The 12,452-nt window shown below is 75.4% G+C and carries 14 protein-coding genes; all 14 read right to left on the reverse strand.

Features of this window, described 5'->3' with window-relative positions; all coding sequences use genetic code 11:
* Positions 1-8: 8 nt before the first annotated feature.
* A complete protein-coding gene (locus JKP75_RS12375; protein WP_200490942.1) occupies positions 9-692 on the reverse strand; it encodes a glycosyltransferase in 684 nt (227 codons plus the stop codon).
* Entirely contained in the window at positions 689-1,540 is an 852-nt protein-coding gene (locus JKP75_RS23995) for an NAD(P)-dependent oxidoreductase (RefSeq protein ID WP_200490941.1), read from the reverse strand. The genes JKP75_RS12375 and JKP75_RS23995 overlap by 4 nt, the downstream gene beginning before the upstream one ends.
* Complete coding sequence (locus tag JKP75_RS24000) at positions 1,537-2,337, reverse strand: aldolase (protein WP_200493123.1); 801 nt, start codon at positions 2,335-2,337, stop codon at positions 1,537-1,539. The genes JKP75_RS23995 and JKP75_RS24000 overlap by 4 nt, the downstream gene beginning before the upstream one ends.
* A 67-nt stretch (positions 2,338-2,404) precedes the next feature.
* The gene (locus tag JKP75_RS12390; protein ID WP_200490940.1) at positions 2,405-3,481 is read right to left on the reverse strand and encodes an ABC transporter ATP-binding protein; all 1,077 of its coding nucleotides are present in this window, start codon (positions 3,479-3,481) and stop codon (positions 2,405-2,407) included.
* Positions 3,478-4,980, reverse strand: a complete 1,503-nt coding sequence (locus JKP75_RS12395) for an iron ABC transporter permease (protein WP_200490939.1) — start codon at positions 4,978-4,980, stop codon at positions 3,478-3,480. Before JKP75_RS12395 ends, JKP75_RS12390 begins: the two co-directional genes overlap by 4 nt.
* A gap of 104 nt (positions 4,981-5,084) precedes the next feature.
* On the reverse strand, positions 5,085-6,107 hold the full coding sequence (locus JKP75_RS12400) for an iron ABC transporter substrate-binding protein (protein WP_200490938.1): 1,023 nt from the start codon (positions 6,105-6,107) through the stop codon (positions 5,085-5,087).
* Between the two features lie 123 nt (positions 6,108-6,230).
* Positions 6,231-7,325: an RNA polymerase sigma factor gene (locus JKP75_RS12405; RefSeq protein ID WP_242473309.1), complete on the reverse strand. Its 1,095-nt coding sequence runs from the start codon at positions 7,323-7,325 to the stop codon at positions 6,231-6,233.
* Positions 7,326-7,532: 207 nt separating this feature from the next.
* The gene (locus JKP75_RS12410) at positions 7,533-7,955 is read right to left on the reverse strand and encodes a YciI family protein (protein ID WP_200490937.1); all 423 of its coding nucleotides are present in this window, start codon (positions 7,953-7,955) and stop codon (positions 7,533-7,535) included.
* A gap of 238 nt (positions 7,956-8,193) precedes the next feature.
* Positions 8,194-8,427, reverse strand: a complete 234-nt coding sequence (locus tag JKP75_RS12415) for a hypothetical protein (protein WP_200493124.1) — start codon at positions 8,425-8,427, stop codon at positions 8,194-8,196.
* A gap of 850 nt (positions 8,428-9,277) precedes the next feature.
* Complete coding sequence (locus JKP75_RS12420) at positions 9,278-9,682, reverse strand: hypothetical protein (protein ID WP_200490935.1); 405 nt, start codon at positions 9,680-9,682, stop codon at positions 9,278-9,280.
* Positions 9,683-9,824: 142 nt separating this feature from the next.
* Positions 9,825-10,796, reverse strand: coding sequence for a ferritin-like domain-containing protein (locus tag JKP75_RS12425; protein WP_200490934.1), 972 nt, complete (start codon positions 10,794-10,796; stop codon positions 9,825-9,827).
* Between the two features lie 177 nt (positions 10,797-10,973).
* Positions 10,974-11,177, reverse strand: a complete 204-nt coding sequence (locus tag JKP75_RS12430; protein ID WP_200490933.1) for a hypothetical protein — start codon at positions 11,175-11,177, stop codon at positions 10,974-10,976.
* Between the two features lie 142 nt (positions 11,178-11,319).
* Positions 11,320-11,796 (reverse strand): NUDIX domain-containing protein, encoded by a 477-nt coding sequence (locus tag JKP75_RS12435; protein ID WP_200490932.1) that lies wholly within the window; start codon positions 11,794-11,796, stop codon positions 11,320-11,322.
* A 22-nt stretch (positions 11,797-11,818) separates the two neighbouring features.
* Positions 11,819-12,439, reverse strand: coding sequence for a DUF4234 domain-containing protein (locus JKP75_RS12440; RefSeq protein ID WP_242471272.1), 621 nt, complete (start codon positions 12,437-12,439; stop codon positions 11,819-11,821).
* Positions 12,440-12,452: the final 13 nt, after the last annotated feature.

Here is a 12,452-nt window from a genome sequence, read left to right on the forward strand (position 1 = left end):
CGGTCGGGTCAGCGACGGGCCAGCAGCGCCCAGTGCAGCGACCGGGCCGACTGGCGCAGCCGCGTGCGGGTCGTCCAGGCCGACCGGCCCTCGGGGCGGGTGTCCCGCTCGACGGGGAGGCTCGCGACCGGCCGCCGGGCCGCGGCGACCGCCAGCACCACGCTGGGGGCACCGCCGTCGCGCACCGCGGTGACGACGGCGTCCCGCACGGCCCGGTCCATGGCGAAGAAGGCGCCGGCGTCGGCCGGCAGGCCGGTGAGCCGGGCCGCGACCCACCGGTGCAGGCCGCCGGTGAGCCGCCGGGCCGCCGACTCGTAGCGCCCCCGCCGGCCGGCGAAGACCGCGGCGACGTCCCCCCGGGCCAGCCGGTCCAGCAGCAGCGGCACGGCCTCCGGCGGGTCCTGGAGGTCGGCGTCCAGGACGACCCAGGCTTCGGCCGACCCCTCGTCGGCCAGGCCGCGGGCGAGCGCCGCGTGCTGGCCGCCGTTGACCGCGAGGACGGTGACGCCGATGCGGGGGTCCTCCGCCTCCAGGGCGGCCGCGACGGCGGCGCTGCCGTCCGGCGAGGCGTCGACGACCAGCCGCAGCCGCCAGTCCCGGCCCACCAGCGCACCGGCCAGCCGCTCCGCCAGCGGGCGCAGGGTGGCCTCGTTCCCGTACACCGGCGCGACGACGGCGACCCGCGTGCTCACGAGCGCGCCCAGGTGCGGGCCAGCCCCTCGGCGAGGTCGACGGTCGGTGCCCACCCGAGCTGCCGCCGCGCGGCGGTCGGGTCGCAGACCCAGTCGGCGGTGTCCCAGTGCCGGCCCGGGTGCGCGCCGGGCGCCGTGGCGATCGGCCGGCCGGTCACGCGGGCGGCGGTCTCGACGAGCTCCTCGGTGCTGGTCTGCACCCCGGTCCCGATGTTGAGGACGACGCCCGGCGGCAGGTCCTCCCGGCCGGCGGCACGCAGGCACGCGTCCACCACGTCGCCGACCCACACCCAGTCCCGCCGGCTGACGTGCGCGGGCAGCGCCACGGTGCCCCCGGTGCGGGCCGCCTCGAGGACGACCGGGACCAGCCGCGTCGGGTGGTCGCCGGGGCCGTAAACCTGGAAGGCGCGGAGCACCACCGCGCGGATCCCGCGCTCGGCCGCGGCGGCCTGCAGCAGCAGGGACCCGGCGGCCTTCGTCGCGCCGAAGAAGCCCCTCGGCTCGAGGGCGGCCCGCTCGGTCAGCGGCGCGGGCGAGGCGGCGTACTCCGTGGAGGAGCCCAGCCGGACCACCGTGCGGCACCGGTCGGGCAGCGCGTCCACCAGCCAGGGGCTGGTGTTCACCGCCACCGTCGCGGCCCGCTCCGCAGCGGTCGCCTTCGCGCGGCCGGCGGCCAGCGAGAACACCACGTCGGGATCCGCGGCCCGCACTGCCGCCGCGGCGGCGACGGGGTCGGCGAGGTCGACCTGCTCGCGGCCCAACGGCGCGACGTCCCAGCCGTCGAGCTGCAGCCGCCGGACGAGGTGCCGGCCGACGAAGCCGCCGGCACCGGTGACGACGGCCCTCACGCGGGCGGGGCCGACGCCAGCGCGAGCGGCCGCCCGTCGACGGCCTCGACGAACCGGGACCGGTTCTCGGCGACGGCCGCCGGGGCGCTGCCGCGGAGCTCGGCGAGGGATCCGAGCAGCCGCGGGACCTCGGTGAACGGGTCCCGCCCGGCCATGTCGGCGGTGAAGGACCGCCGGAGGAAGGTGAACTCGGTGCCGGTCCGGACGAGCTCGGCGGCGAGCAGGTCCGCGCTCACCGGGAACCCGCCGCCGGGCAGCGTCAGGCCGCCCACGCCGAACGGCTGGCTGACCGTCGCCGCCCGCACGGCCTCGACGGTGCCGTCGACGAGGGGGCGGAACAGCTCGGTGGACCGGCGGTCGATGCGCAGGTCGTTGAGCCCCACGTAGATCCGCGACAGCGGCCGGCGGGCCAGGTCGACCGCCCGGTCGACGGCGTGCTGCGTCTCGACGAGGATGCCGAGACCGCACCGGCCCGCGACCACGTCGAGCGTCCGGTCCACCTCCTCGACCGTGCGGACCATCGGCAGCAGGATCTCGTCCGCGCCGCGTGCGACGGCGTCGTCCACCTCGTCGGGCGTCCAGGGGCCGTAGCCGTTGATCCGGCACACGAGCAGCCCGTCGACAGCGGACCGCATGCGGGTCAGGTCCTCGGGGGTGTCCTCGTTGATCTGCGTGTTCTCGCCGAGCTGGCGTCGCGCCTTCCCCCGCCGTTCCCAGTCGACGACGATGCCGGCTGCTCCGGCGGCGACCACGTCGCGCCCCCAGGACGGGTCGACGGTGAAGAGGAGGAGATCCACGGGACGTGAGCTTAGGCTCTCCTAATCCCCGGTCCCGGCAGGGGTGCGGCGCGGTGCGGCGCAGACGTCAGGCCGGCACCGACGTCGGCTGCCCGGTGCCCACCGACGTCGGGAAGGCCAGCGCCGAGCCCCGCACGGTCACCGCCACCTGCGCACCGGCCGCGGGCAGGTCGGCGCCGTCCAGCCGGGCGGTCACGGCCGTGCCGTCGGGGAGGGTGAGCCCGACCCGGGCGTCGTGGCCGTAGAAGTCGACCGCGCCCACGAGGGCCAGGAGCTCCCCCGGCACCGGGCCCGGGGCCGACAGTCGGAGCTGCTCCGGCCGCAGCAGCACCCGCGCCGGGCCGTCCGCGGGCGCCCCGTCGACCGGCACGGGCCCGAGGGCGCAGTGCGCCGTCCCCGCGCGGAGGTCGGCGGTGAGCACGACCGCCTCGCCCACGAAGGTGGCCACGTCGAGGTCCTGCGGGCTGCGGTAGAGGGTCTGCGGATCGGTCAGCTGCACCAGCCGGCCCTCGCGCAGCACGGCCACCTGGTCGGCCATCGACAGCGCCTCGGCCTGGTCGTGGGTGACCAGCACCGCGGTGGCGCCGGTGGCGTCCAGGGCGGTGGCGACGGCGGCGCGGGTCTCCTCGCGCAGCGCGGCGTCGAGGGAGGAGAACGGCTCGTCGAGCAGCACCAGGGAGGGCGCCGGTGCGAGCGCCCGGGCGAGCGCCACGCGCTGCTGCTGGCCACCGGAGAGCTGGTGCGGGGAGCGGGCCGCGAGCGCTGCGTCCAGCCCGACGATCTCGAGCAGCGACCGGATCCGGCCCCCGTCGCGGCGTTCGTGCCGGGGCAGACCGAACCCGATGTTGCCCGCCACCGTGAGGTGCGGGAAGAGACCGCCCTCCTGCGGCACGAAGCCGATGCCGCGGCGGCGGGCGGGCACACCGCGCCCGGGTCCACCGGCGACCACGCGGTCGCCGACGGCGACGGTGCCGGAGTCCGGGTCGTCGAAGCCGGCGACCAGCCGCAGCAGCGTGGTCTTGCCGCACCCGGAGGGCCCGAGCAGCGCGGTGAGGGTTCCGGTCGGCACGTGCAGGTCGACCCCCCGGAGGACGGGGGTGGCGCCGAAGGCCTTGGTCAGGCCGGTGACGGTCAGGGAGCTCATGGGGTCAGTCCTCGTCGGGCGTCTCGGGACAGGAGGACGGTCGCCGGCGCCGAGAGCAGCACCATGACCACCGCGTAGGGCGCTGCCGCGCCGTAGTCGAGGGCGCTGCTCGCCGACCAGAACGCCGTCGCCAGCGTCGTCGTCCCGGTGGGGGCCAGCAGCAGCGTGGCGGTCAGCTCCGTGACGACCGCCAGGAAGACGAGCGCCGCACCCGCGCCGATGCCCGGGGCGAGCAGCGGCAGGGTCACCCGCCGCAGCCGCGCCGGCGCCGAGGCGCCGAGGGAGGCCGCGACGTCGTCGTAGAGGGCCGGGGACTGCTCGACCGCGGAGCGCACGGTGACGATCGCGCGGGGCAGGAACAGGATCGCGTAGGCGACCAGCAGCACCGGCACCGTCTGGTAGAGCCAGGGCGTAGCCCGGATGCTGAGGGTCACCAGCGCCAGGCCGACGACGATGCCGGGCACCGAGCTGCCGACGTAGGTGCTGCGCTCCAGCAGGGTCGAGACGCGGCCCCGGGCCCGGACGGCGAGCCAGCCCGTGGGCAGCGCCATCGCGGTGGTCAGCGCCGCCGCCACCGCGGCCAGGGCGAGCGTCGTCCCCGTGGTGGTCAGCAGCGCCGCGCCGTCCAGGGCCGCACCGGCCCCGCGGGCCACCCAGTAGCCGAGGCTGCCCAGCGGCACGACGAGCGAGAGACCGACGAGGACGGCGAGCCCGCCGAGCGCCGGCGGCGTGAGGCGGCCCAGGCGCACCGGCCGGACCGGACGCGGGGCACCCCGGCCGGCGCGGGCGTAGCCCCGGTGCCCGCGCAGCCGGATCTCGGCGAGCAGCAGGACCAGGCAGAGGACGACGAGGACGCCGGCCAGCATCGTGGCGCCCGGTCCGTTGAACGTGGCGCGGTACTGGTCGTAGATCGCGGTCGTGAACGTCGGGTAGCGGAGCATCTGCAGCGCGCCGAACTCGGCGAGCAGGTGCAGGGCCACCAGGAGGCTGCCGCCGAGCAGGGCGACCCGCAGCTGCGGCAACTGGACCCGGAGGAAGACCGACCACGTCGAGAGCCCCAGCCCCCGGGCGGTCTCCTCGAGCGCGGGGTCCAGCCCGCGGAAGGCCGCGGCCAGCGGTAGGTACACGAAGGGGAAGTAGGACAGGCTGACGACGAGCAGCGCGCCGGCGTAGGTGTCCAGGCCGGGCAGCAGCGAGACCCACGCGTAGCTGTTCACGAAGGCCGGCACGGCCAGCGGGGCGACCAGCAGCACGTGCCAGACGCGCCGGCCCGGGACCGAGGTGCGCTCGACCAGCCAGGCGGCTCCCAGGCCCAGCACGGCGCAGACGAGCACCGTGCCGGCCACCAGCCGGACGGTGTTCCAGAGCAGCTCCCCCACCCGGGGCCGGAGGACGAGCTCGCGGATGCCGGCCCAGCCGAGGTCCACGCAGTACCAGGCGATGTAGCCCAGCGGCAGCAGCGCCAGCGCGGCGACGGCGACGGCCAGCGCCAGGGTCACCGGCGACCGGCGCAGCCGGCGGCGGGGCGATGCCGACGCCCGCGAGCCCCGGGCCGCCGGGAGGACCGGCGCCCCGGGGCCCGGGCCCGGCAGCGGAGGAGCGGTCAGAGCAGGCCCGCTTCCTGCATCAGCCGGGTGACCAGCGGGGCGTCGAGCGCCCCGGGGTCGACGGCGGGTGCCTGGAGGTCGGCCAGGGGCGGCAGGGCGTCGGCCGACGCCACCCCCACACCGACCGCGTACTCGAGCGCGCTGCTGTCGGCCAGCCGCTCCTGGGCCTGACTGCTGGTCAGCCACTCGACCAGCCGCTGTGCGTCGTCCTTCTGGTCGGAGGAGGCGAGCACGCCGGCTCCGGAGACGCTGACGAAGGCGCCGGGGTCCTGATGGCGGAACCAGTGCAGCCGGGCGTCGTCGCCGATGAGGCCGTTCTGCGCCTGGTCGCGGAACCAGTAGTAGTGGTAGGTGATGCCGAGGGGGACCTCGCCCTCGTCGACGGCCTTCATGATCGCGGTGTTGCTGGCGTAGACCTCCGCGTTGCGCTGCAGGCCCTCCAGCCAGGCGCGCGTCGCGTCCTCGCCCTCCAGCGCGAGCACCGCGCTGACGATCGCCTGGAAGTCCGCACCGCCGGAGGCGATCGCGACCCGCCCCTCCCAGGCGGGGTCGGCCAGGTCGAGCATCGAGGCCGGCAGCTCGTCCTCGGCGATCTCGGCCGGGTTGTAGATCAGCGCGGTCGAGCGGGCGGCGAAGCCGACCCAGTTGCCCGACCCCGGCCGGTAGGCCGCCTCCACCTGGTCCAGCGTCGCCTGGTCGACCGGCTCGAGGAGGCCCTCGTCGTCGACGACGTCGATCGCCGGGCTGTTCTCGGTGAGGAAGACGTCGGCCGGGGAGGCGTCGCCCTCCTGGACGATCTGGTTGGCCAGCTCGGAGTCGTTGGCGTCGCGGAACTCCAGCTCGATGCCGGTCTCGTCGGTGAAGCCCTCGAGCATCGTGCGGACCAGGCTCTCGTGCTGCGCGCTGTACACGGTCAGCGTGTCGGCCCCCGACGCCTCCGACTCGCCGCAGCCCGCGAGGGCGGCGACGACGGCGGCAGCAGTCAACAGCCCGGGGAGCGCCCGGCGCGGCGTGGTCACGGACGTGGTCCTCCTGCATCGGCTCCGCACCCCGCCGGTAGGCAAGGCACACCTAAGGATAGGCACGGCCGGGGGCGCGCCGGTCGGGCGCGGTCGCGGGTCCGGCGCCGGCCGGGAGTTCGCTCAGGCGCCGGGCGGCACCGCCCGTGCCCCGCAGTCGGCGGCGCGGCCGAGCAGGAGGGCGCGCTCGCGCTCGTTGCGCGTCAGCCCCGCGGCCCGCTGGAACTCGCCCCGGGCCTCCTCGGCCCGGCCCAGGGACACCAGCAGGTCCCCGCGGACGGCGGGCAGCAGGTGGTACCCGCTCATCGCCGGGACGTCGAGCAACGCGTCGACCAGCTCCAACCCCGCCGCCGGCCCGTACGCGCGCGACACCGCCACCGCTCGGTTGAGCTCCACCACCGGTGAGGGGGTGAGCGCGGCGAGCGCCTCGTACGACCCGGCGATCGCCGCCCAGTCGGTCTCCTCGACGCTGTGCGCCCGGGCGTGGCAGGCCGCGATCTCCGCCTGCAGCGCGTAGGGGCCGAGGCCGCCCCGCGCCGTCCCGTGCGCCCGGTCCAGCGCCGCCAGCCCTCGGGTGACCAGCACGCGGTCCCACCGGCTGCGGTCCTGGTCGGCGAGCAGCACCGACGCGCCGTCCGGTCCGGTGCGCGCGGCCAGCCGGGAGGCCTGCAGCTCCAGGAGGGCGACCAGGCCGTGCACCTCGGACTCCTCCGGCACCAGCCCGGCCAGGATGCGCCCGAGCCGCATCGCCTCCGCGCAGAGCGCCGGCCGGACGAGGTCCTCCCCCGCCGTCGCCGCGTACCCCTCGTTGAAGACCAGGTAGAGCACCTCGAGCACCGAGGAGAGCCGGTCGGCGAAGTCCGGGCCGGTGGGCATCTCGAACGGCACCCGAGCGGCGGTCAGGGTCCGCTTCGCCCGCACGATCCGCTGCGCCAGCGTCGTCTCCGGGACGAGGAAGGCGCGCGCGATCTCCTCCGTGGTCAGCCCGCCGACCAGCCGCAGGGTGAGCGCCACCCGGGCCTCGCGCGAGAGCACCGGGTGGCAGGCGATGAACACCAGCCGCAGGACGTCGTCCTCCACGACCTCGTCGAGCGCGGCGGCCCAGTCCTCCTCGGCGCCCTCCTCCTGCACCAGCCCGCGCCCCAGCTCCTCGGTCTTGCGGCGCAGGTTCTGCGCCCGCCGGAAGGTGTCGACCGCCCGGTGCTTGGCGGTGGCCATGAGCCACGCCCCGGGCCGCGCCGGGACGCCGGTCCCCGGCCACTGCTCCAGCGCCGCGACCAGCGCGTCCTTGGGCCAGCTCCTCGGCCAGCCCGACGTCGCCGGTGACGCGGGTCAGGGCGCCGACGATGCGGGCCGACTCCATGCGCCAGACGGCGTCGACGACGCGGTGCAGGTCCGCGGCCGTCGACGCCGTCCCGGGGGTGCTCACGCCTGGCGCTGGGCGTTCTGCTCCCGGAGCTGGTTCTCCTTCTCCTGCAGCTCGGGGGTGAACGCCTCGCCGAAGTCCTCCGCGACGGAGAACGGGCGGATCTCCAGCTCACCGCCGCGGAACGGCGCCTTGCGGGCCCACTCCACGGCCTCCTCCTTGGAGGACACGTCGAAGATCCAGTAGCCCGAGACGAGCTCCTTGGTCTCGGTGAACGGGCCGTCGACGACGGTGGCCTCGCCCTTGTCGTCGAACCGCACGCGGGCGCCGTGGGAACTGGGCCGCAGCCCGTCGCCGTCGAGCATGACGCCGGCCTTGACCAGCTCCTCGTTGTAGGCGCCCATCGCCTCGAGCATCTCCTGGCTGGGCAGCGCGCCCCGCTCGCTGTCCTCGGTCGCCTTGACGATCACCATGAAGCGCATCGGAGTTCTCCCTTGTCGGCGGAGGTGGAGGCCGGTCCCGGTGGGCCGGCGCGAGCTCCCCTCCACCCTTCCGTCGATCGGGCGCGGGCGGGATCGACACGGCGCGCGAACTTTTTTCCGACCCGACCCCGCCGCCCCCGTTCTGCCCGCCTCCTCGGGGGCAGAAAGGGCCGTTTCTGCCCCAGGGGCGGTGATCCCGGGCCGCCCGCGGCCGGAGCCGGCGGGCGACCCGGACCGATCAGACCGGGCCGGCGCAGTAGATGGTGCCGGGCTCGGTGAGCATGTCGCCCTCCCAGAGCACGTACTCGGTCGTGTCGACGAAGTCGACGCAGAGGTCCTCGACGGGAGCCTCCTCGAAGTCCTTGTAGGTCATCTCCTGCTCGTCGATGCCGATGATCTTGAACTCGGCCTCCTTCGAGTCGCAGTCGACCGTCTCGTAGTACGGTGTCGCTGGTCGTCCTGATGCAGTCACCGACGTCCGAGGTGCCGGCACCGAAGACGCCCAGCACGCCGGCGCCGACCACACCGGCGACGGCGACGCCACCGGCGATGCCGAGCCACTTCTTCTTCGAGGACGGCCCCTGCGCGGCCGGCTGCTGCGCTGCCGGGTACTGGGGAGCCGGGTACTGGCCGACGGGCTGCTGCGGCGCCGGGTGCTGCGGAGCCGGGTTCTGGCCGGCGGGCTGCTGCGGCGCCGGGTCCTGGCCGGCGGGCCCGCCGGGGGTGGGGGCGTCGGGGCCGGGGACGGTCATGGGTGCTCCTGGGTGCTCCGGACGGTGGTGCAGGTCGCGGAGAGACTGCACGACGGCGCGCTGACCTGGGGCTTCCCCGTCGTCACGCCGGACTCGGTCCGATAACGAAGCGTTCCGGATGAACCGCGCGCCCCAGCGGCCCCGCGCCCCACCGGGCGCCCCGGCGCTGGAGAGCCGCTGACCCGGCCCCGGGGCACCCACCGGGGCCCTGCCTGCAAAAGCCCCCGGCGGAGGGATCCCGAGAACGCCGCGGACCGCTAACCTGGGAGAACCCGCACGGTTGCCACCGCTGCGGCCCCGTCCAGGAGGCACCCCGTTCCCGCTCAGCACGGACGATGCGCCGACGCCCACCTCGGTTGCCCCTGCCGGGGGGACGCGCGGATCCACCAGGACCGCGCCGCGGAGATCGCCGAGGCGCGATCCAAGGCGGGCGAGCAGGTCGAGTGCCCCGAGTGCGGCGGCCCGGCCACGCCCCTCCAGATCGTGACCTGGGGCCACTGCCGCCCCTGCCACACCGCCGACTCGCGCTCCATCCAGCCGCTGCGCTGGTGAGGCGGGGCCCGCTGGGCCTCAGCGGCCGGGGCGGGCCCCGGCCAGCTCGCGGGCGGCTGCCGCGGCGTCGTCCTCGAGCTGCTCGACCGATGCCAGGAAGGTGTCCCACGCCTGCTCCGGGGTGACGCCCAGCGCGGTGGCGATCTGCTCCCACGAGGCGCCGCCGCGCAGGGCCGCGCGGATGCCGACCAGCCGGCTGTCGTGCGCCTTGCGCGCCACGACCTCGCCGAGGGCGAGCAGCTCCAGGGACTCGTGCACGTCGAGCTGGGTGTCGGTGTCCTTGAGCGACGCCCAGGAATCGTCGTCGTCCCGGACGGTGTTGAGCGTGGTGTCGCCGTTGTCGCGGCGGCTGAGGAAATCGAGTCGGGTCGCGGCCGTGGTCAGCGAGAACTCCGCTGCCAGGGCCTCGGGGGTGATGCTCATACCGGGAGGTGTCCCCCGTCCCCGCGGTGTGGCAAACGGCTGGGGACGCATGTCACCCGCACGGCACCCGCCGCGCGCCTCCGTACCGGCATGCGGGAGGGCCCGCACCCCGGACGGGATGCGGGCCCTCGGCCGGCGCGGATCAGCTGGAGACGCCGACGGCCTCCTTGGCCAGGTCGGCCAGGCGGGTCTGCGCGGCACTCGCCACGTTCGACCGCTTCTTGTGGGTCTCCTCGTAGCGGATCACCACGTTCACGTCGTGCGGCGTCGTGAGCTTCTTGATCGCCTTCACGGCGTCAGCGACCGCCATCGAGTCGTAGCCGGGGATCGGCAGCTCGTCGGCGGTCAGGTCGCCGAGCTCCTCGCGGGCGGCCCGGGCCGCGGCGGCCGCCTCCGGCTCGCCCTCGCGCCGGGCGATGCGCTCGGCCCGGCGCAGGCCGGCGGCGCGGCTGACGGTGAGGGTCTCGCCGACGGCGCCGGTGAGCGCGGCGGCGCGGTCGGCCACGGCGCCGAGGCGCTCGGTGGTCTCCTCGCCTGCCTGCTGCACCGAGTCCAGCGCGGTGTTGACCGTGTTGTGCACGAACCGGACCGGCGCACCGGCGGCCCGGGCGACGGTGCCCGCGACCTTCTGCAGCGGGGTGGCGACCAGCGCGGCGGGGCCGCCCAGCGCCTCCTCCGCGAGGACGACGGTCAGCCACTCGACGGTGGCCGTGTGCGCGTCGACCAGCTTCTCGGCCAGCCGCCGGACCTCGGTCGCGCCGGCCTTCTCGGCCAGCACCTTGAGGTAGGTGGCGCGGTCGACCAGCTGGTGCTCGAGCTGCAGGTCGGTGAGCAGCGCCTCCTCGAGCGGGGCGGCCTGCTCGACGGTGGCCTTGAGGACGGCGGAGAGCCGGCCGATCGCGGGGGTGACGACGTCCGGGACGCCGCCGGCCGCGCGCAGCGCCTCGGTGATCTCGACGGTGCGGGCCGCGGCGTTGTCGGCGTTCTGGACGAGTTCGCGGCGGACGGCGTCGGTCCGGGCCTGCGAGATCCGGGTCCGGGCGATCTGCTCCTCGGTCTGCGTGAGCAGGACGAGGGCGCGCAGCTGGTTCTGGATCCTGGTGGCGTCGGTCATGACGAGAAACAACTCCGTAGATCGGGGATGACCTGACGGTCTGGTCCATGCCCCGGATCCGCGGAGTGCTAACTCCAGCAAGCGGATTGCTAGCAGTGAGGCCGCTCACTGCCGCCGCTCCGCGGGTGCGGACGCCGCGAGTGGCATCCCACCCCCGGCGTCCGCAACCCCGCGGGCTCAGACGAGCGCGTCCCGCTGGAGCTCGACCGGGGTCCGCGGCGTGACGCCGAAGCGCAGCACCGGCTGGGTGTCGTCGTCGTTCAGGTGCTGCGGGGCCAGGCGCGGCCGGCGCACGGGCAGCGGGGACGGCGGCAGGCGCTTGCCGCAGCCGACGCAGAACCGCCCGCGCTGCGCGACGGCGTCGCACTGAGTGCACGTCATGGATGCCTCCCCGAGGGCGTGGACCGGTGGTCCTGGAAACGGAACAGCAGAACCCTCGCAGGCCCGGGCGTCGATCTGGGTCGGCCGGGGCGGGGTGGGACGACACGTCATCCAACCGTCATCCACGGAGCGGGACGGCCGCTCAGCCAGTGGGATGGGCCTGCTCCAGGAGCGCGTGGAGGCGGTCGAGGAAGGGCAACTGACCCTTCACCAGCTTCGCGCGCGCCTCGTCGAGGCCGAACCAGGCGGCCCGGTCGATCTCTGGGAACTCCTGGACCCGGCCCGACCGTGGCGGCCACTCCAGCTCGAAGGTGTTGCTGGTGCAGGCAGCGGCGTCGAGGTCGCCCTCGGCCGCCCAGATCGTGAGGACCTTCCCGGAGGCGCGGTGCTGCCCCAGCGGCACGAGGTCGGTGGCCGGGACCGGCGAGCCGAGTTCTTCGGCGAACTCGCGGTGCGCGACCGCCAGCGGGTCCTCGTCGGGGCCGTGCTCGCCCTTGGGGAGGGACCAGGCACCGTCGTCCTTGCGCGCCCAGAACGGGCCGCCCATGTGACCGAGCAGCACCTCCCGGCCGGTGGGGCCGAGCCGGTGCAGCAGGATCCCGGCGCTGGTCTTCGGCACGGTGCGATCCTGCCGGTCCGCGTCAGACCAGGCTGGTCCGGGTGACGCCCTGGCTGCGCCAGTACTCGTTGAGCGCGTTGTTGGTGCGCACGAACCAGATGAACGGGCCGACCAGGATGAAGATGCCGGGGAAGAACCACAGCGCGGTGAGGGCGGTGACCGGAGGGGCCTGCCCGCGGCGCTCGTAGAGCCGGCCGACCTCGTTGCTGAGCAGGAACGGCGAGACGATCCCGAAGATCACCGCGATGATCAGGGCGATGATGCCGCCGAGCCCCTCGCCGGTGTGCCGCTTCATCTCCTCGTGGGTCTGGAAGTAGTAGACGAAGCCCCAGACCCCCAGGGTGACGAAGAAGAGCAGGATGATCATCCCGGTCGGGCGCATGGTGCCCAGCGCGCCCGTGGGCTGGCTGTACTGCCCCCACGGCGGCGGGCCGGGCATCGGCTGCGCCGGGTACGTCCCGTCTCCCTGCCCGTAGGGCTGCTGCTCGTAGGGCTGCTGGCCGTGGGGCTGCTGCTCGTAGGGCTGCTGGCCGTAGGGCTGCTGGCCGTAGGGCTGCTGGCCGTAGGGCTGCTGGCCGTAGCCCTGCTGATCGGGGCCCGGCTGGCCGGGCGACGACGACGGCTCGTGCTCGGGCGTGGACATCCGGCACCTCCTC

Origin of the sequence: Blastococcus sp. TML/M2B (genome assembly GCF_016612865.1) — a bacterium.
GTDB lineage: Bacteria > Actinomycetota > Actinomycetes > Mycobacteriales > Geodermatophilaceae > Blastococcus.